17 protein-coding genes are annotated in these 18,663 nt (G+C 56.6%); 16 read left to right on the plus strand and 1 reads right to left on the minus strand.

Annotated elements, in window-relative coordinates; translation table 11 throughout:
- Positions 1-252: 252 nt before the first annotated feature.
- From BEI65_RS22190 to nei, 11 genes are all read left to right on the plus strand, one after another.
- On the plus strand, positions 253-1,206 hold the full coding sequence (locus BEI65_RS22190; RefSeq protein ID WP_099065123.1) for a 2-thiouracil desulfurase family protein: 954 nt from the start codon (positions 253-255) through the stop codon (positions 1,204-1,206).
- A 15-nt stretch (positions 1,207-1,221) separates the two neighbouring features.
- Positions 1,222-2,652 carry a deoxyribodipyrimidine photo-lyase gene (gene phrB / locus BEI65_RS22195; RefSeq protein WP_099065124.1) on the plus strand — a complete coding sequence of 477 codons (1,431 nt, stop codon included), beginning with the start codon at positions 1,222-1,224 and terminating at the stop codon, positions 2,650-2,652.
- Between the two features lie 22 nt (positions 2,653-2,674).
- Complete coding sequence (locus BEI65_RS22200; RefSeq protein WP_099065125.1) at positions 2,675-3,655, plus strand: MBL fold metallo-hydrolase; 981 nt, start codon at positions 2,675-2,677, stop codon at positions 3,653-3,655.
- A 17-nt stretch (positions 3,656-3,672) separates the two neighbouring features.
- Positions 3,673-4,416, plus strand: a complete 744-nt coding sequence (locus BEI65_RS22205; RefSeq protein WP_099065126.1) for a type 2 GTP cyclohydrolase I — start codon at positions 3,673-3,675, stop codon at positions 4,414-4,416.
- Positions 4,417-4,579: 163 nt separating this feature from the next.
- Positions 4,580-5,236: a 5-oxoprolinase subunit PxpB gene (gene pxpB / locus BEI65_RS22210; protein ID WP_099065127.1), complete on the plus strand. Its 657-nt coding sequence runs from the start codon at positions 4,580-4,582 to the stop codon at positions 5,234-5,236.
- Positions 5,230-6,162 carry a 5-oxoprolinase subunit PxpC gene (gene pxpC / locus BEI65_RS22215; RefSeq protein ID WP_085115606.1) on the plus strand — a complete coding sequence of 311 codons (933 nt, stop codon included), beginning with the start codon at positions 5,230-5,232 and terminating at the stop codon, positions 6,160-6,162. Before pxpB ends, pxpC begins: the two co-directional genes overlap by 7 nt.
- The gene (gene pxpA, locus BEI65_RS22220) at positions 6,152-6,889 is read left to right on the plus strand and encodes a 5-oxoprolinase subunit PxpA (protein WP_099065128.1); all 738 of its coding nucleotides are present in this window, start codon (positions 6,152-6,154) and stop codon (positions 6,887-6,889) included. Before pxpC ends, pxpA begins: the two co-directional genes overlap by 11 nt.
- 65 nt (positions 6,890-6,954) lie before the next feature.
- The gene (locus BEI65_RS22225) at positions 6,955-7,686 is read left to right on the plus strand and encodes a DUF969 domain-containing protein (protein ID WP_099065129.1); all 732 of its coding nucleotides are present in this window, start codon (positions 6,955-6,957) and stop codon (positions 7,684-7,686) included.
- A complete protein-coding gene (locus tag BEI65_RS22230; RefSeq protein ID WP_099065130.1) occupies positions 7,683-8,702 on the plus strand; it encodes a DUF979 domain-containing protein in 1,020 nt (339 codons plus the stop codon). The genes BEI65_RS22225 and BEI65_RS22230 overlap by 4 nt, the downstream gene beginning before the upstream one ends.
- Before the next feature lie 9 nt (positions 8,703-8,711).
- Entirely contained in the window at positions 8,712-9,356 is a 645-nt protein-coding gene (gene pcp, locus BEI65_RS22235; protein WP_099065131.1) for a pyroglutamyl-peptidase I, read from the plus strand.
- A gap of 57 nt (positions 9,357-9,413) precedes the next feature.
- Positions 9,414-10,205, plus strand: coding sequence for an endonuclease VIII (gene nei, locus BEI65_RS22240; RefSeq protein WP_099065132.1), 792 nt, complete (start codon positions 9,414-9,416; stop codon positions 10,203-10,205).
- A gap of 105 nt (positions 10,206-10,310) precedes the next feature.
- On the opposite strand, the gene BEI65_RS22245 is transcribed toward nei, so the two are convergent.
- Complete coding sequence (locus tag BEI65_RS22245) at positions 10,311-11,603, minus strand: citrate synthase (RefSeq protein WP_085115611.1); 1,293 nt, start codon at positions 11,601-11,603, stop codon at positions 10,311-10,313.
- A gap of 733 nt (positions 11,604-12,336) precedes the next feature.
- On the opposite strand from BEI65_RS22245, the gene sdhC reads away from it, so the two are divergent.
- The 5 genes from sdhC (at position 12,337) to sucA (ending at position 18,658) form a co-directional block, all read left to right on the plus strand.
- The gene (sdhC, locus tag BEI65_RS22250) at positions 12,337-12,726 is read left to right on the plus strand and encodes a succinate dehydrogenase cytochrome b556 subunit (protein ID WP_004949747.1); all 390 of its coding nucleotides are present in this window, start codon (positions 12,337-12,339) and stop codon (positions 12,724-12,726) included.
- Entirely contained in the window at positions 12,720-13,067 is a 348-nt protein-coding gene (sdhD, locus tag BEI65_RS22255) for a succinate dehydrogenase membrane anchor subunit (protein ID WP_012005699.1), read from the plus strand. Before sdhC ends, sdhD begins: the two co-directional genes overlap by 7 nt.
- Position 13,068: 1 nt before the next feature.
- The gene (sdhA, locus tag BEI65_RS22260; RefSeq protein WP_085115612.1) at positions 13,069-14,835 is read left to right on the plus strand and encodes a succinate dehydrogenase flavoprotein subunit; all 1,767 of its coding nucleotides are present in this window, start codon (positions 13,069-13,071) and stop codon (positions 14,833-14,835) included.
- Between the two features lie 16 nt (positions 14,836-14,851).
- Positions 14,852-15,568 (plus strand): succinate dehydrogenase iron-sulfur subunit, encoded by a 717-nt coding sequence (locus BEI65_RS22265; protein ID WP_012005701.1) that lies wholly within the window; start codon positions 14,852-14,854, stop codon positions 15,566-15,568.
- A 276-nt stretch (positions 15,569-15,844) separates the two neighbouring features.
- Positions 15,845-18,658 (plus strand): 2-oxoglutarate dehydrogenase E1 component, encoded by a 2,814-nt coding sequence (gene sucA / locus BEI65_RS22270; protein WP_085115613.1) that lies wholly within the window; start codon positions 15,845-15,847, stop codon positions 18,656-18,658.
- Positions 18,659-18,663 lie beyond the last annotated feature (5 nt).

Genomic DNA, 18,663 nt, shown 5'->3' on the forward strand with positions numbered 1-18,663 from the left:
GAATCAAGCCATCTTAGGTTAATCGGCCGGCGGCGAACAGGTTAATATCAAAAAAGGCGGTCTGCTCCTGCTTGCAATGCTGTCACTGCGGCCGTAGCTATACAGCCGCTCACGGTATCTCCGTCATCTGCGCAGGTGATGGTTAAAGGTGCTGTCAATCAAGCCACAAAGGCCTTGGTGCTGGTAACGTTCGTCTCCTGACGCAAATTCCTCTACACTTTTAACATCATCCAATACTGCGGGAGCCCATCAATGAGTGACAAAATTCCTATCGGGATCAGCGCCTGCCTGTTGGGCGAGACGGTGCGTTTTGACGGCGGACACAAACGGCTGGCCTTCGCAGTGGAACAACTGGCGCCCTATGTAAAGTTTGAGGCGATTTGCCCGGAAATGGCGATCGGCCTGTCGACGCCGCGTCCGGCGCTGCGGTTGATCAAAAAACCACATCATGTGGCGCTGCGCTACAGCAACGACGACAGCATCGATGTGACAGACAAGATGCAGCAGTTTTCCGCCCAGCGAATTGCCGCTTTGCAGCACCTGTGCGGCTACATTGTTTGTGCCAATTCGCCAAGCTGCGGGATGGAGCGGGTGCGGCTGTATGATGAAAACGGTGAGGGCGCACGTAAAAGCGGCGTCGGGCTGTTCACCGCCGAGTTGCAACGCCAAATGCCCTGGCTGCCGGTGGAAGAGGACGGACGGCTGAATGACGCAACGCTGCGGGAAAACTTTGTCGAACGAGTTTACGCGCTGTATGAGCTGAACATGCTGTGGCGCAAGGGGCTGACCCGAGGCGGGCTGATCGCCTTCCACAGCCGCTATAAGCTGTCGCTATTGGCGCATTCGCAGCCGGAATACCGTGAGCTCGGGCGTTTTGTGGCAGACGTGGATAAATGGACCTCGCTGGAGGCGTTCGCGATTGAATACCGCAGCCGGCTGATGAAACTGCTGGCGCACAAGGCGACGCGCCGCAATCACACCAATGTGTTGATGCACGTGCAGGGGTATTTCCGCAGCCACCTGAGTTCGGCGCAGCGCCAGGAACTGGCACAGTTGATCGACCGTTATCGGCAGGGCGTGCAGCCGCTGCTGGCACCGATCACGCTGCTCAAACATTACATGGCCGAATACCCCGATCGCTATCTGGCCGATCAACGCTATTTCGAACCCTATCCCGAGGCGTTGCGCCTGCGTTATGGCCACTAACTGACAAGGAGTTTTATGACCACGCATCTGGTCTGGTTGCGCAATGATCTGCGTATGACCGATAACAAAGCGCTGCATGCCGCCTGCAGCGATCCCGACGCCCGCGTGCTGGCGGTATTTATTGCTACTCCGCAACAATGGCGGCAGCACGAGATGGCGCCGCGTCAGGCCGAATTTATCCATGCCAATTTGCTGCAGATGCAGCAGGCCCTTGCCGAACGGGGCATTCCGCTTAGCTACCACCAATGTGATGATTTTGCCGCCTCGGTTGACTGGCTGACGGCGTATTGCGCGCAGGAGCGGGTGGATACGCTGTTTTACAATCGCCAGTACGAAATCAACGAACGCCAACGCGATCAACGGCTGGAGCAGCGTTTGTCCGGGCAGGTGATTTGCCAGAGCTTTGATGACAGCCTGCTGTTGCCGCCGGGCAGCGTGAAAACCGGCGGTGGCGAAATGTACAAAATCTATACGCCATTCCGTAAAGCCTTTATCCAGCGGCTGACCGAATCCGACGTTCGTTCCTTACCGGCCCCGAAACCCCGGGCAGGCGGTGCATTGTCGGTATCCGTTTCCCCTGAAGCATTTAACTATCCACCGGCCGAGCCCTCGGGGGATTTTCCCGCCGGGGAAGAGGCGGCGCTGCAGCGGCTGCGTACCTTTTGCCGTGAGCAGGTGCAGGATTACCTTGAACAGCGGGATCGGCCTGCTATTGCCGGTACCAGCAGCCTGTCGCCCTATCTGGCGATCGGCGCGTTGTCGCCACGACAGTGTTTCAACCGCCTGCGCGCTGAATGTCCACAACTGCTGGAAAATCACGACAGCGGTGCCTTTGGCTGGCTGAATGAGCTGATTTGGCGCGAGTTTTATCGGCATCTGATGGTGGCCTATCCTGCGTTATGCAAGCACCGTCCCTTTATCGATTGGACGGATAGGGTACGCTGGCGGGATAACCAAGCCCTGTTGCAGGCCTGGCAGCAGGGTGCCACTGGCTACCCGATTGTCGATGCTGCCATGCGCCAGTTGAATACCACCGGCTGGATGCACAACAGGTTACGCATGATCAGCGCCAGCTTTCTGGTGAAAGACCTGCTGATCGACTGGCGTGCCGGTGAACGCTATTTCATGTCCCAACTGTTGGACGGCGATCTGGCGGCCAATAACGGCGGTTGGCAGTGGGCGGCCTCAACCGGCACCGACGCCGCGCCGTATTTCCGCATCTTTAACCCGACCACTCAGGGCGAACGTTTTGATCCGCAAGGCACTTTTATCCGTAAATGGTTGCCCGAGCTGGCGGATGTACCGGACAATGCTATCCATCAACCCCATCGCTGGGCGGAACAACAGCAGCGTGTGCTGGATTATCCGCTGCCGATTGTCGACCACAAGCAGGCGCGGCTGGAGACGCTGGCTGCCTTTGAAGCGGCGAAGCGCGGGGAATATTAAGGCAACAGCAAGGAGCGAAATAATGATGAAAAAGGTGCTGGCCCTGTGTCTGAGTGGCTATTCAGCCCTGGCGCTGGCCGGCTTTGACGTGGTGGCGCTGGGCGTGGACGGCGGCGTCAGCGACGGCAATCTGACCTCCTACCTGATCCGCAACGACAGCCAGCCGCAGTATCTGGCGCTGGATGCCGGTTCACTGCTGCCGGGCATTGCCAAAGGGCTGGAGAAAGGCAGTTTCCCGCAGGTTACCCCTGAGTTGGCCGCGCCTTATACCCAGCAGGGCTACATATTTCGCCAGTTGATCGGCGCCTACTTTATCAGCCACGGCCATCTTGACCACGTGGCAGGGCTGATTATTGGCGCGCCGGAAGACACTAAAAAGAATATCTATGCCCAGGCCGATACCATTCTGACCCTGCGCAATCATTACTTTAACTGGAAGGCCTGGCCTAACTTTACCGACTCCGGCAATGGTTCACGCTTGGGGACCTACCGGCTGCAAACGGTACGGCCGCAGCAACGCGTGACCCTGGGCGTCACTGGCCTGAGTGGCGTGATGTATCCGCTCAGTCATGATCGCTACCCTTCCTCAATGCTGTTGGTGTCCGATCGCAGCGGTTCTTTCGCCTATTTCGGTGACACCGGGGCGGATGCCCTCGAGCAATCACGCAATCTGGATAGTGCCTGGCGCGTGCTGGGGCCGCTTATCGAACAGAAAAAACTGAAAGGGATGATTATCGAAACCTCCTATCCCAATGAGGTGGAAGATAAAAACCTGTATGGCCACCTGACGCCGGCCTGGTTGTTGAAGGAGCTGAAAAGTCTGACCCAGTACAGCGGGGGTGAAGGCTCGCTGAAAGATTTCCCGGTGGTGATCAGCCATATCAAGCCCAGCCTGAAGCAGGGGGAAGACGTGCGTGCGACCATCAAACAGCAGTTGGATCAGGGTAACAACCTGGGCGTAAAATTTATCCTGATGGAACAGGGCGACCGGCAGACATTTTGAATTGAAGAGAGAATTCTATGCGTAACCTAGATCTGGAACAGTTGATCAATAACGAGCTGAACACCGCGGCCTTTCAGGATTACGGTCCGAATGGCCTGCAGGTGGAAGGGCGGCCGCATGTGCAGCGTATCGTCACCGGTGTGACCGCCTGTCAGGCACTGCTGGATGCCGCAGTGGAGCACCAGGCGGACGCCATTGTGGTGCATCACGGTTATTTCTGGAAAAACGAAGCGCCCTCGGTGCGTGGTATGAAGCGTAACCGGCTGAAAACGCTGCTGAGCAATGACATCAACCTGTACGCTTATCACCTGCCGCTGGATGCGCATCCGGTGCTGGGTAACAACGCACAGTTGGCGCATCTGCTGGGCATTCGGATGGTTGGCGAAGTGGAGCCGTTGGTGCCGCACGGTGAATTCGAGCAGCCGCTGACCGGTGTTGAACTGCAACAGCGCATCGAGAGCCGTCTGGGCCGTGCGGTGCTGCACTGTGGCGATAACGCCCCGGCGCATATCCGCCGTGTGGCCTGGTGCACCGGCGGTGGTCAGGGCTTTATCGACAGCGCCGCACGCTTTGGCGTAGATGCCTTTATCAGCGGTGAGGTCTCTGAGCAAACTATTCACAGCGCGCGGGAAATGGGCATTCACTTCTTCGCCGCCGGTCACCACGCCACCGAGCGCGGTGGCGTCAAAGCGCTCGGTGAATGGCTGGCCCATCATCATGGCTTTGATGTGACCTTTATCGATATCCCCAATCCCGCCTGATTTTCCTCCCCAGGATCCAGCCCGGTTTTTACCGTGGCTGAATCCTTTTAATAGCCTAATCCCTTATTTTATCAAAGGTTGTTCTATTGACAGCCAGCGCGCTGTCACGCATAACAGATGGGTTTTGAAAATAATAAAAGATGACGGGGATAAGGGGAAAAGGGTGCAACGAGCACGATGTTACTTATTAGGTGAAAGAGCGGTAGTGCTTGAACTGTCGCCACCGGTGACGCTGCCAAGTCAGCAGCGGATCTGGGCGCTGGCCGAAAAACTGAATCATCATCCCGATGTGCGTGAAGTGATACCGGGCATGAACAATCTTACGCTGCTGCTGAATACGCCGCAGGCCGACGCGCAAGCGATGCTGGCGCTGTTGCAACAGGGGTGGGACAGCAAGGAAAGTCTGATGCCAGAATCGCGTCAGGTGGATATTCCGGTGATCTATGGCGGTCAGGATGGCCCCGACCTGGATGAAGTGGCCCGCCACACCGGCATGACGCCGCAGCAGGTGGTGGAATGCCATTCCTCAGCGGCATACGTGGTCTATTTCCTTGGCTTTCAGCCTGGTTTCTCCTACATGGGCGGCATGCCGGAAAAGTTGGCGACGCCGCGCCGCGCCGAACCGCGCCTGTCCGTGGCGGCAGGCTCCGTCGGCATCGGTGGCAGCCAAACCGGGATTTATCCATTGAACACCCCCGGTGGCTGGCAGTTGATTGGCCGTACTCCGCTGGCACTGTTTAATCCTTATGAAATGCCGCCAACCTTGCTGCGCCCCGGCGATAGCGTGCGGTTTGTGCCGCAGAAGGAGGGGGTATGCTGAAGATCTTGCGTGCGGGTATTTACACCACGGTGCAGGATCTGGGCCGTAACGGTTTCCGTCGTCTGGGCGTTAGTCAGGGCGGGGCGCTCGACGAACCTGCGCTGAGGATCGCCAACCTGCTGGTGGGCAATGACGCCCATGCTGCCGGGCTGGAAATCACCCTTGGGCAATTTAGCGCCGAATTTACTCAGCCAGGTTGGATCGCTCTGACCGGGGCCGGTTGCGATGCGCAATTGGACGGCAAACCGCTGTGGACCGGCTGGCGTTATCCGGTTAATTCGGGCCAACAGCTGATACTGAAAACGCCAAAACGCGGTATGCGCACCTATCTGGCGATCGGCGGGGGCATCGCGGTACCGGAAATGCTCGGTTCGCGCAGCACCGATAACAAAGCCGCCTTTGGTGGGCTGGAAGGGCGCAACCTGCGCGATGGCGACAGCCTGCCGCTGGGGCAAGGCCATTCATTGCCACTGCAGAGCACCGGCGTGAAGCAACCGCTGTTCAACAACCGTATCCGGGCGTTACCGGGGCCGGAATATGATGAATTCAGCGAAGAGGCTAAAGAGGCTTTCTGGCGCACCGCCTGGCAACTGAGCCCGCAGAGTAACCGCATGGGTTATCGTCTGCACGGCAGCCATGCGCTGAGCCGCACCACTGACCGCGAAATGCTGTCGCACGGCCTGTTACCGGGGGTGGTACAGGTACCGCACAATGGCCAGCCAATCGTGCTGATGGCGGATGCGCAGACGACCGGTGGTTACCCGCGTATTGCCTGCGTGATCGAAGCCGATCTTTACCATCTGGCGCAGATCCGTCTGGGTGAGGCCATCCACTTTGTTCCCTGTACTTTGGCCGAGGCACAACGCGCCAGGGTCGAACAGGAGCACTTTATTCAACAGATTGCCTGGGGGTTAAATGATCGTTGATTTGAACGCCGATCTCGGCGAGGGCTGCGCCAACGATCAGGCGCTGCTGCAACTGGTCAGCTCGGCCAATATCGCCTGCGGTTTTCACGCCGGTGATGCGCAAACCATGCGTCAATCGGTGCGTTGGGCGCTGGAATACGGTGTAGCCATTGGCGCGCACCCGAGTTTTCCCGATCGCGAGAACTTTGGCCGCACCCGTATGCAACTGCCGGCGGAAACGGTTTACGCGCAGGTGGTGTATCAGCTTGGCGCGCTGGCGGCGATCGCCCGTGCTGAAGGCGGGGTGATGGTTCACGTCAAACCGCACGGCATGCTGTACAACCAGGCGGCGGTAGAACCGGAACTGGCGGAAGCCATCGCCCGGGCGGTTAAAGCGGTCGATCCGACCTTGCGGCTGGTGGGGCTGGCGGGTAGCGAGTTGATCCGCGCCGGTGAAAAACAGGGGCTGGTAACGCGGCAGGAAGTGTTCGCCGATCGTGGTTACCAGGCCAACGGCACCTTGGTCCCTCGTGGTCAGCCAGGGGCACTGATTAACAGCGATGAACTGGCGCTGGCACAAACGCTGGAAATGGTACGCCACCATCGGGTTCGCACTCTGGACGGCACCTGGGCCGCCGTTCAGGCTGAAACCGTCTGCCTGCACGGCGACGGTGAACACGCGCTGGAATATGCGCGCACGCTGCGCGAACGTTTTGCCCTGGAAGGCATCAGCGTTAGCGCAGAATAAAAATAATTAAATACGTACAACACAAACACACAACACAAACTATTAGAAATTACCGAGGGAATACTATGGAACAGGCCGTTAACTTATGGCCACTGATTGGTATAGCTGCCATCGTGGTTGGATTTGTTTTACGCTTTAACCCAGTGCTGGTGGTGATTGCCGCCGGCATTATCACCGGGCTGGCGGCACTGATGCCGCTGGATGTGATCCTGGAAAAACTGGGCGAAGGTTTCCTCAATACCCGTAACCTGCCGCTGATCCTGTTGCTGCCATTGGCGGTGATCGGCCTGCTGGAACGTCACGGGTTGAAAGAACGTGCACAGGCGTGGATCGCCAAGATCAAAAGTGCCACCGCCGGACGTTTGCTGATCGTCTATCTGTTCGTGCGTGAAATTACCGCCGCCATGGGGTTGACCAGCCTGGGCGGTCACCCGCAAATGGTGCGCCCACTGCTGGCGCCGATGGCTGAAGGGGCGGCGGAAAACCGTTACGGCGAGCTGCCGGAGCGTACGCGTCACCGTCTGCGTGCCATGTCTGCCGCTACGGATAACGTTGGCTTGTTCTTTGGTGAAGATATCTTTGTCGCCTTCGGCGCAATCATCTTCATGCACAACTTTATGCTGGAATCCGGCGGCATCCAGACCGAGCCGTTGCATATCGCCTTATGGGGCATTCCTACCGCCATCTTTGCCTTCCTGATCCATGCGTTCCGGCTTTACCGGATGGATAAACAGCTCAGCGCTGAACTGTCGCAGCTCAACCAGGCGGCGCTGCAGGCCAAAGGAGATGCCCAATGACTTTCCAACAACAATATCTCTACTGGCTGGCCGGCGTAGTACTGCTGATCGTGGCGGTGATGTCATTCCGCGATCGTGCCAACCCGCGCCGCGTCACCACTGGCCTGTTCTGGGCACTGTACGGCCTGGTGTTCCTGGTCGGCGACTGGACCTATAGCCTGTTGGGCGACGTGCTGGGTGAAGGCAGCAACGAGAAACGCATGCTGCACATCATTGTCGGCGTGGTAGTGGTGATCATGGCGTTGATCGCCGGTTTCGGCGGTGTGCGTTTGGGCAGCTATCACCAACGTACCCCGCAGCAGCGCGAAGAGAGCGCCAAACGTCTGGGCAACCGGCTGTTTATCCCGGCGCTGGCAATTCCGGTGGTGACGGTGGTGGGCGTGCTGTTGTTCAATAATATTCCGGCGCTGCAAACTGCGGTCTTCGGCAGCGGCAACCATGCCACCTTGATTACTCTGTTCTCGATGACCGCCGGTTGTTTGCTTGGCCTGGTTATCGCAGTAAAAATGACCCATGAAAAAGCGTTGCAGCCGATCCAGGAAGCGCGTCGCCTGCTGGACTCCATCGGCTGGGCGTTTATTTTGCCGCAAATCCTCGCCACGCTGGGCCTGCTGTTTACTACTGCTGGTGTCGGTACGGCAATTTCTCATCTGACCCAGGAGTATCTGGCCGTCGATAACCGCTTTATCGCAGTGGCGGTTTATGCCATCGGCATGGCGCTGTTGACCATGATTATGGGCAACGCCTTTGCGGCTTTCCCGATTGTCACCGCCGGTATCGGCATCCCGATCCTGGTGTTGCAGCACGGCGGAAACCCGGCAGTGATGGCGGCTATCGGCATGTTTTCCGGTTATTGCGGCACGCTGATGACGCCAATGGCTGCTAACTTTAATATTGTACCGGCGGCGTTGCTGGAATTGCCGGACAAGAATGCGGTGATCAAGGCACAGATCCCGACCGGGGTGCTGTTACTGTTGGTCAACGTATTCCTGCTTTATTTCCTGATGTTCCTGTAAGGAGAACGCATGCAAAAGGTATTGATCACGGGCTTTGAGCCCTTTGGCGGCGAACGCGTTAATCCTTCGTGGGAAGTGGTCAAGCAACTCAATGATATGGAGCTGGCCGGTGCGCGCATCATTGCTCGCCAGTTGCCTTGTGTGTTTGGCGAAGCGCTGGAAGCACTGAATACGGCGATTGATGAAGTGCAGCCGGTGATGGTGCTGGCTATCGGCCAGGCCGGTGGGCGTACCGATATCACCCTCGAACGGGTGGCGATCAACGTCGATGATGCACGAATTCCCGATAATCAAGGGCAACAGCCGATCGACGAACCTATTGTTGAAAGCGGACCGGCAGCCTATTTCAGCACGCTGCCGATCAAGGCGATGGTGGGCTCGATGCGTGAAGCGGGCATCCCCGCCTCGGTATCGCAAACGGCCGGCACCTATGTCTGCAACCACGTGATGTACGGTTTGTTGCACCGTTTAAGCGACCAGCAGGCAATCAAGGGCGGGTTTATTCATATCCCTTATCTGCCGGAACAGGCTGCCGCTCACCCGGGCGCGCCAAGCATGGCGGCGACCACGGTGTTGTTTGCATTGGAGCTGGCGATTTCCATTGCGCTGCAGGTTGAACACGATCTGAAGGTTGTCGGCGGTGCGACACATTAACCGCAGTTATACCCCCGGTGCACTTTGCTGCACCGGGGTCCACTCAGGAGTTTTCATATGCCGGAAGGACCGGAAATTCGCCGGGCGGCGGATGCACTGGCGGCGGCGGTGATCGACCAGCCACTGACCGAAGTCGGTTTTGCCTTTCCCCAGCTTAAACACTATCGCGACCGGTTAATCGGTGAGCGTATTATCGCTATTGAGCCGCGCGGTAAGGCACTATTGACCCACTTTTCCAACGGACTGACGCTGTATAGCCATAACCAATTGTATGGCGTGTGGAAGGTGGTAAAAGCGGGGGAGACGCCGGAAACCAAGCGGGATCTGCGCGTGCGACTGGAAACGGCGGAGCGGGCGATTTTGCTGTACAGCGCCTCGGAGATTACCGTCGGGCCGCGTGAAGAAATTGAACAGCACCCGTTCCTACAGCGTATCGGTCCCGACGTGCTGGATATGACGTTAACGACGACGGCGGTAGAACAGCGGCTGTTATCGCCGGCGTTTCGTCGTCGGCAATTGGGCGGCATGTTGCTCGATCAGGCGTTCCTTGCCGGGCTGGGCAATTATCTGCGGGCTGAAATTCTCTGGCAGGCAGAGCTGGCACCCCAGCACAAGCCACAGGATCTGGAGCCTGATGCTTTGCAGCGACTGGCGGAGGCGCTGCTGGCGGTGCCTCGTTTGTCTTACCAAACGCGCGGGCAGGTGGATGAAAACCGCCATCACGGCGCATTGTTCAGTTTTAAGGTGTTCCATCGCAGTGGTGAACCCTGCGAGCGATGTGGTGTGATGATCGAGCGCACGACGCTGTCTTCACGACCCTTTTATTGGTGCCCGGGTTGTCAGAAATAGGTTATTCAATGTTTCCCTCACCCCGCCCCTCTTCCTGGGGATAGGGCAAAAAAAACGCCGTCCAGGGGGACGGCGTTTTGCTGCTTTATGTAGGGTAAAGCGGCGTTATTGGTTTTTCAGTTGGGACTTGAAGTCACGCTCGGCATAGCCGGTGTACAACTGACGCGGACGGGCAATCTTGATGCCTTCGTCATGCATTTCGTTCCAGTGCGCAATCCAGCCGATGGTACGGGCGATGGCAAAGATAACGGTGAACATGGAAGAAGGAATACCCATCGCCTTCAGGATGATGCCTGAGTAGAAGTCGACGTTCGGGTACAGTTTCTTCTCGATGAAATACGGGTCGTTCAGCGCGATGTGTTCCAGCTCCATCGCCACTTCCAACAGGTTGTCATCTTTCTTGTTCAGTTCTTTCAGCACTTCGTGACAGGTTTCACGCATCACGGTGGCGCGTGGGTCATAGTTCTTGTACACGCGGTGGCCGAAGCCCATCAGACGGAACGAGTCGTTCTTGTCTTTGGCGCGCTTGATGAACTCAGGGATGTGCTCAACGGTCTTGATCTCTTCCAGCATCTTCAGTGCGGCTTCGTTGGCGCCGCCGTGTGCCGGGCCCCACAGAGAAGCGATACCGGCAGCGATACAGGCAAACGGGTTAGCGCCTGAAGAGCCTGCGGTACGTACGGTAGAAGTGGAAGCATTTTGCTCGTGGTCTGCGTGCAGGATCAGGATGCGATCCATTGCGCGTTCCAGCACTGGGTTCACCACGTATTCTTCACACGGGGTGGCGAACATCATATGCAGGAAGTTACCGGCGTAGGACAGGTCGTTACGCGGATAAACGAACGGCTGACCCAGCGAATATTTGTAACACATGGCCGCCACGGTAGGCATTTTGGACAGCAGGCGGAACGCGGTGATCTCGCGGTGACGCTCGTTGTTGACGTCCAATGCATCGTGGTAGAACGCCGCCAGGGCGCCGGTCACACCGCACAGTACGGCCATTGGGTGTGAGTCACGACGGAAGCCACGGAACAGATGGGTGATCTGGTCGTGGATCATGGTGTGACGGGTCACGGTAGTTTTGAAGGTTTCAAACTCTTCTGCGGTCGGGGTCTCGCCGTACAGCAGGATGTAGCACACTTCCAGATAGGAAGACTCTTTCGCCAACTGTTCGATCGGGAAGCCGCGGTGCAGCAGTACGCCTTTGTCACCGTCAATGAAGGTGATTTTGGATTCGCAGGAAGCGGTAGAGGTAAAGCCGGGATCAAACGTGAAATAACCTTTGGAGCCCAGGGCGCGGACATCAAGGACATCGGGGCCCAGTGTCGGGGTCAATACGCCCAGTTCGATTGGAGCTTCACCATCATTAATGGTTAGCGTCGCTTTCTTATCAGTCATTTACAGTCTCCTTTGCGCCTTATTTTAAAAACCTCTAACAACTGAAATACCTTAATTCTCCTCAGGTTGCCCGCAAAAAATGGAGCGGACGCTAACTCTGTGAGCGACTGCGCAAATGCGCGGGTAGGGTACAGAGTGCTAACCAGGCGAACGAGGCGGGTGACCAGTTGTTAACGATTCATCGGAATTCGTTATGTTCTGTTAATCTTACCTACGACGTGTTCGGGGGTGGTTGAACCTATCCCAATAGGTTGTTTTATATGCCTTATTTGTGCTTATCTGCGGCAATGTGCTGCAAATGTGACCGGCAAAAACCGCCATTGGGATAGGTTCTTTCAAATACACTGTTGCATATCTTGAACATCGGGGGAAGTGTATCTGCTGACCTATAGCGCATCATAGGGCCGTTTGTGCCCCTATATGTAATGGAATTGTTGATCTCTTGTCAAATCAGATAATTAATTTTGTGCCAATTGTGAAATCCGTGATCTAAATCACTGTTCGGGGGAAATGTTACCAAAGGGATTGTATGGGAATTGTAATCAGAATGTGATCCTCCTATACTGCCGCCAGGTCTCCGGGATACCCTGAAGTAGGAGCACCCAGCGTTATAACTACGCGCCGTTTAAGCACAGAGGATGTTGTTGTTTGAGCGCGTGACGTGTGAGGGTTTTGGCTCTTAACGCTGTCTGATCCCCGCCCAGGCCGGAGGAAGGAAAATAATAAGAGCTGTGTGGGCAAAAACGTGAAAAAACAAAGACCTGTCAACCTGGATCTGCAAACGATTCAGTTTCCCGTAACTGCGATAGCGTCCATCTTACACCGAGTCTCTGGCGTAATTACCTTCGTTGCCGTGGGTATCCTCCTCTGGCTGCTGGGCCTGTCACTCTCTTCCCAAGAGGGTTTCATGCAGGCTGCTGCCATCATGAATAGCTTCGTTGTCAAATTCATATTCTGGGGCATCCTCACTGCGCTGGCCTATCACATTTGCGGTGGCATTCGCCATTTGTTAATGGATTTTGGCTATATCGAAGAGAGTTTAGCCGCCGGTACCCGTTCTGCCCAGGTGGCGATCGGTCTGACCGTCGTGCTGTCAGTTCTGGCTGGAGTCCTCGTATGGTAAACAATGTTTCTGCATTAGGACGCAACGGCGTACACGATTGGTTGTTACTGCGTGCTTCCGCTATCGTCATCACCCTGTATGTTCTGTATATCCTGGGCTTCTTCGTCACGGCTCCGGATCTCACCTACGAAATCTGGCGTGGCTTCTTCGCCACCTCTATTACGAAAGTGTTCACGCTGCTGACGCTGCTGTCGATTCTGGCTCATGCCTGGATTGGTTTGTGGCAGGTGCTGACGGATTACGTCAAGCCGGTAGCGGTACGTCTGGTGTTGCAACTGGCGATCGTTGTCGTGTTGCTGGTCTATTTACTGTACGGAACAATCGTAGTGTGGGGTGCGTAAGATGAAACTGCCGGTCAGAGAGTTTGATGCTGTAGTTATCGGTGCAGGCGGCGCAGGTATGCGCGCGGCACTGCAAATTTCTCAAACGGGCTCTACCTGTGCCCTGTTGTCCAAAGTATTCCCGACCCGTTCCCATACCGTGTCTGCGCAGGGCGGCATTACCGTAGCCCTGGGTAATAACCACGAAGATAACTGGGAATGGCATATGTATGACACGGTGAAAGGTTCCGATTATATCGGTGACCAGGACGCCATTGAGTATATGTGTAAAACCGGCCCGGAAGCGGTTCTGGAGCTGGAGCACATGGGTCTGCCGTTCTCCCGTACCGAAGAAGGCCGCATCTATCAGCGCCCATTCGGCGGCCAGTCACTGAACTTCGGTGGCGAGCAGGCGGCACGTACCGCGGCGGCGGCTGACCGTACCGGTCACGCCCTGTTGCATACCCTGTATCAACAGAACCTGAAAAACCACACCACCATCTTCTCCGAGTGGTATGCGCTGGATCTGGTGAAAAACCAGGATGGCGCGGTGGTCGGCACCACGGCTATCTGCATCGAAACCGGTGAAGTGGTTTACTTCAAAGCCAAAGCCACCGTGCTGGCGACCGGCGGTGCAGGCCGTATTTATCAGTCCACCACCAACGCCCATATCAACACCGGTGACGGTGTCGGCATGGCGCTGCGCGCCGGCGTGCCGGTGCAGGACATGGAAATGTGGCAGTTCCACCCGACCGGTATTGCCGGTGCCGGGGTACTGGTGACCGAAGGCTGTCGTGGTGAAGGCGGTTACCTGCTGAACAAACACGGCGAGCGTTTCATGGAGCGCTATGCGCCAAACGCCAAAGACCTGGCGGGCCGTGATGTGGTCGCCCGTTCGATCATGATTGAAATCCGCGAAGGCCGCGGCTGTGACGGTCCGTGGGGCCCACACGTCAAGCTGAAGCTGGATCACCTGGGTAAAGAAGTGCTGGAATCCCGCCTGCCGGGCATTCTGGAACTGTCGCGCACTTTCGCACACGTCGATCCAGTCAAAGAACCTATCCCGGTTATCCCAACCTGCCACTACATGATGGGCGGTATTCCGACCAAAGTGACCGGCCAGGCGTTGACGGTGAACGAGAAAGGCGAAGACGTAGTGATCCCGGGGCTGTTTGCCGTAGGCGAAATTGCCTGCGTATCGGTACACGGCGCCAACCGTCTGGGCGGCAACTCGTTGCTGGACCTGGTGGTGTTTGGCCGTGCTGCCGGTATGCATCTGCACGAATCTCTGGCGGAACAGGGCGAAAGCCGTGATGCCAGCGAATCCGATGTAGAAGCGTCGCTGGATCGTCTGAACCGCTGGAACAACACCCGTTCAGGTGAAGATCCGGTTGAAATCCGCAAGGCACTGCAAGCCTGTATGCAGCACAACTTCTCGGTATTCCGTGAAGGTGATGCAATGGCGAAAGGGCTGGAAGAGCTGAAAGAGATCCGTGAACGTCTGAAGAATGCACGTCTGGACGATACCTCCAGCGAATTCAATACCCAGCGCATCGAATGCCTGGAGTTGGATAACCTGATGGAGACCGCGTTTTCCACCGCCGTGTCGGCAAACTACCGTACCGAGAGCCGTGGCGCACACAGCCGCTTCGACTTCCCGGAACGTGATGATGCCAACTGGCTGTGTCACTCGCTGTATCAGCCGCAATCGGAAAGCATGACGCGTCGTGAAGTGAACATGCAACCGAAGCTGCGCCCGGCATTCCCGCCGAAAGTGCGTTCTTACTAATTGCGGAGATCGATTGATGAAACTCGAATTTTCAATTTATCGCTACAATCCGGATGTTGACGACGCTCCGCACATGCAGGATTACAGCCTGGAAGCGGAAGAAGGTCGCGACATGATGTTGCTGGATGCGTTGATCCAGCTGAAAGAAAAAGATCCAAGCCTGTCGTTCCGTCGTTCTTGCCGTGAAGGCGTATGTGGTTCCGATGGGATCAACATGAACGGTAAAAATGGCCTGGCCTGCATCACTCCGGTGTCGTCGCTGACCAAAGGCAACAAAAAGATTGTGATCCGTCCGTTGCCGGGCTTGCCGGTGGTGCGCGATCTGGTGGTTGATATGGGTCAGTTCTATACCCAGTATGAAAAGATCAAGCCATTCCTGCAGAACGACGGCAAGAACCCGCCGGCGCGTGAGCACCTGCAATCGCCGGAAGAGCGTGCCAAGCTGGATGGTCTGTACGAGTGCATTTTATGCGCTTGTTGTTCCACCTCTTGCCCGTCATTCTGGTGGAACCCTGACAAGTTCATCGGCCCGGCTGGCCTGTTGGCGGCGTACCGCTTCCTGATTGACAGCCGTGACACGGAAACGGAAGAACGTTTAGACGATCTGGACGACGCTTTCAGTGTTTTCCGCTGCCATAGCATTATGAATTGTGTCAGTGTATGTCCTAAGGGCTTGAATCCGACGCGTGCAATCGGTCATATCAAGTCTATGCTGCTGCAACGCGGGGCATAAGTGGAATGAGATGCTGCGCCGGGCAGTTTCCGGCGCACATCACAAAGGAGGGAACCTCTAAAAACTGACCCGCGGCTGCGGCGCTAAGCAGCCTGGTTCGCCCGCCGGTTTTTAGAGGTTCCTTGTAAGGGACCGCAAGGTCCATAGCAGAACGTACCGAGCCTTTCTTTTGGCTAAAAGTACGTCGAGTGAACCGTTTCTACGGCAAACCGTATCCATCACGGTAATTATGTTAACCACGGCGAAAACTAAAGCTTCAAAGCTTAAGGGATCATGATGCAGAACGGCGCAATGAAGGCCTGGCTGGATTCCTCCTATCTGGCGGGCGCGAACCAGTCTTACATAGAACAGCTCTATGAAGACTTCTTAACCGATCCGGGCTCCGTTGAAGATAGCTGGCGTTCCATTTTTCAACAGCTACCAACCGCGGGTGTAAAACCCGATCAGCTTCACTCTCAAACGCGTGACTACTTCCGCCGCCTGGCGAAAGACTCTGCGCGTTACAACACCACCATCAACGATCCAGACACTGACGCCAAACAGGTCAAGGTACTGCAGCTGATTAACGCCTTCCGTTTCCGCGGACATCAGCATGCCAACCTCGATCCGCTCGGTCTGTGGCAGCGGGAGCAAGTTCCTGACCTTGAACCTGCCTACCACAACCTGACCGACGCCGACTTCCAGGAAACCTTCAACGTGGGTTCTTTCGCCATCGGCAAAGAAACCATGAAGCTGGGCGACCTGTACGCGGCGCTGAAGCAGACCTACTGCGGCTCGATCGGCGCGGAATACATGCATATCACCAATACCGAAGAGAAACGCTGGATCCAGCAGCGTATCGAATCGGTGGTGGGGCACGCCAGCTTTACCAATGACGAGAAACGCCGTTTCCTGAACGAGCTGACCGCAGCGGAAGGCCTGGAACGCTACCTTGGCGCTAAATTCCCAGGGGCGAAACGCTTCTCGCTGGAAGGCGGCGATGCGTTGGTGCCAATGCTGAAAGAGATGGTGCGCCACGCCGGTAAGAACGGCACGCGTGAAGTGGTGTTGGGCATGGCCCACCGCGGCCGTCTGAACGTGTTGATCAACGTGCTGGGTAAAAAACCTGCCGACCTGTTCGACGAGTTTGCCGGCAAGCATAAAGAACACCTCGGCACCGGTGACGTGAAATATCACCAGGGCTTCTCCTCCGACGTAGAAACCGAAGGCGGCATGGTTCACCTGGCGCTGGCGTTTAACCCGTCGCACCTGGAGATCGTCAGCCCGGTGGTTATGGGTTCTGTACGTGCCCGTCGCGATCGTCTGGACGAAGCGCGCAGCAACATGGTACTGCCAATCACCATCCACGGTGACGCCGCCATTACCGGCCAGGGCGTGGTTCAGGAAACCCTGAACATGTCGCAGGCTCGCGGTTACGAAGTGGGCGGCACGGTACGTATCGTGATCAACAACCAGGTTGGTTTCACCACCTCCAACCCGTTGGATGCGCGTTCTACCGAATACTGTACTGACATCGCCAAGATGGTGCAGTCGCCGATCTTCCACGTCAATGCTGACGATCCGGAAGCGGTGGCCTTTGTGACCCGTCTGGCGTTGGATTTCCGTAACACCTTCAAACGTGACGTGATGATCGATCTGGTCTGCTACCGTCGCCATGGGCATAACGAGGCCGATGAGCCAAGTGCAACCCAGCCGGTGATGTACCAGAAGATCAAAAAACACCCGACGCCGCGCAAGCTTTATGCTGACGTTCTGACCGAACAAAAGGTCGCCAGCCTGGAAGATGCCACGGAAATGGTCAACCTGTACCGTGATGCGCTCGACCGCGGTGAATGCGTGGTTGAAGAATGGCGTCCGATGAACCTGCATACCTTTACCTGGTCGCCGTACCTTAACCACGAGTGGGACGAAGAGTACCCAAGCAAGGTTGAGATGAAGCGCCTGCAGGAACTGGCTCGTCGCATCAGCACTGCGCCGGAAGCGATCGAAATGCAGTCACGCGTAGCGAAAATCTACGGTGACCGCGCAGAGATGGCTGCAGGCAACAAAGCATTTGACTGGGGCGCAGCGGAAACGCTGGCTTACGCCACTCTGGTTGATGAAGGCATTCCGATTCGTCTGTCCGGTGAAGATGCCGGTCGCGGCACCTTCTTCCACCGTCATGCGGTGGTGCACAACCAGAAAAACGGTTCGGTCTACGTACCCTTGGCCAATGTCCACAGCGGGCAGGGCGAGTTCAAAGTTTGGGACTCCGTGCTGTCTGAAGAAGCCGTACTGGCGTTCGAATATGGCTACGCCACCGCAGAACCTCGCACCCTGACCATCTGGGAAGCGCAGTTCGGTGACTTCGCTAACGGCGCTCAGGTGGTGATCGACCAGTTCATCAGCTCCGGCGAGCAGAAATGGGGCCGTATGTGTGGCCTGGTGATGCTGCTGCCGCACGGTTACGAAGGTCAGGGCCCAGAGCACTCCTCTGCGCGTCTGGAACGTTACCTGCAGCTGTGTGCTGAGCAGAATATGCAGGTGTGCATCCCGTCTACCCCGGCACAGGTTTACCACATGCTGCGTCGTCAGGCGCTGCGCGGTATGCGCCGTCCGTTGGTGGTGATGTCACCGAAATCTCTGCTGCGTCATCCGCTGGCGACCTCTTCGCTCGACGAACTGGCTAACGGCACCTTTATGCCGGCGATTGGTGAGATCGACGATCTGGATCCGAAAGCGGTTAAACGCGTGGTGATGTGCTCCGGTAAGGTCTATTTCGATCTGCTGGAACAACGCCGCAAGAACGACCAGAAAGACGTGGCCATCATCCGTATTGAGCAGCTGTACCCGTTCCCGCATCAGGCCCTTCAGGCGGTGCTGGAGAAGTATGCTCACGTGCATGATTTCGTCTGGTGTCAGGAAGAGCCGCTGAACCAGGGTGCCTGGTACTGCAGCCAACACAACTTCCGTGAAGTGGTGCCGTTCGGGGCTTCTTTACGTTACGCCGGACGTCCAGCCTCTGCCTCACCGGCAGTCGGTTATATGTCCGTACACCAGAAGCAGCAACAGGCTCTGGTTAATGACGCGCTGAATATTGTTAAAGATTAAGGGAA

Source organism: Serratia sp. BW106 (assembly GCF_002607755.1).
GTDB lineage: Bacteria > Pseudomonadota > Gammaproteobacteria > Enterobacterales > Enterobacteriaceae > Serratia > Serratia proteamaculans.

What these genes read in the sequence shown, in the direction of transcription:
- BEI65_RS22265 (WP_012005701.1), top strand. Translation starts at nt 14,852, where the DNA reads ATGAAACTCGAATTTTCAATTTATCGCTACAATCCGGATGTTGACGAC.
- phrB (WP_099065124.1), top strand. Translation starts at nt 1,222, where the DNA reads ATGACCACGCATCTGGTCTGGTTGCGCAATGATCTGCGTATGACCGAT.
- sucA (WP_085115613.1), top strand. Translation starts at nt 15,845, where the DNA reads ATGCAGAACGGCGCAATGAAGGCCTGGCTGGATTCCTCCTATCTGGCG.
- pcp (WP_099065131.1), top strand. Translation starts at nt 8,712, where the DNA reads ATGCAAAAGGTATTGATCACGGGCTTTGAGCCCTTTGGCGGCGAACGC.
- BEI65_RS22245 (WP_085115611.1), bottom strand. Translation starts at nt 11,603, where the DNA reads ATGACTGATAAGAAAGCGACGCTAACCATTAATGATGGTGAAGCTCCA.
- pxpC (WP_085115606.1), top strand. Translation starts at nt 5,230, where the DNA reads ATGCTGAAGATCTTGCGTGCGGGTATTTACACCACGGTGCAGGATCTG.
- BEI65_RS22230 (WP_099065130.1), top strand. Translation starts at nt 7,683, where the DNA reads ATGACTTTCCAACAACAATATCTCTACTGGCTGGCCGGCGTAGTACTG.
- nei (WP_099065132.1), top strand. Translation starts at nt 9,414, where the DNA reads ATGCCGGAAGGACCGGAAATTCGCCGGGCGGCGGATGCACTGGCGGCG.
- BEI65_RS22190 (WP_099065123.1), top strand. Translation starts at nt 253, where the DNA reads ATGAGTGACAAAATTCCTATCGGGATCAGCGCCTGCCTGTTGGGCGAG.
- BEI65_RS22205 (WP_099065126.1), top strand. Translation starts at nt 3,673, where the DNA reads ATGCGTAACCTAGATCTGGAACAGTTGATCAATAACGAGCTGAACACC.
- BEI65_RS22225 (WP_099065129.1), top strand. Translation starts at nt 6,955, where the DNA reads ATGGAACAGGCCGTTAACTTATGGCCACTGATTGGTATAGCTGCCATC.
- pxpA (WP_099065128.1), top strand. Translation starts at nt 6,152, where the DNA reads ATGATCGTTGATTTGAACGCCGATCTCGGCGAGGGCTGCGCCAACGAT.
- sdhA (WP_085115612.1), top strand. Translation starts at nt 13,069, where the DNA reads ATGAAACTGCCGGTCAGAGAGTTTGATGCTGTAGTTATCGGTGCAGGC.
- sdhD (WP_012005699.1), top strand. Translation starts at nt 12,720, where the DNA reads ATGGTAAACAATGTTTCTGCATTAGGACGCAACGGCGTACACGATTGG.
- BEI65_RS22200 (WP_099065125.1), top strand. Translation starts at nt 2,675, where the DNA reads ATGATGAAAAAGGTGCTGGCCCTGTGTCTGAGTGGCTATTCAGCCCTG.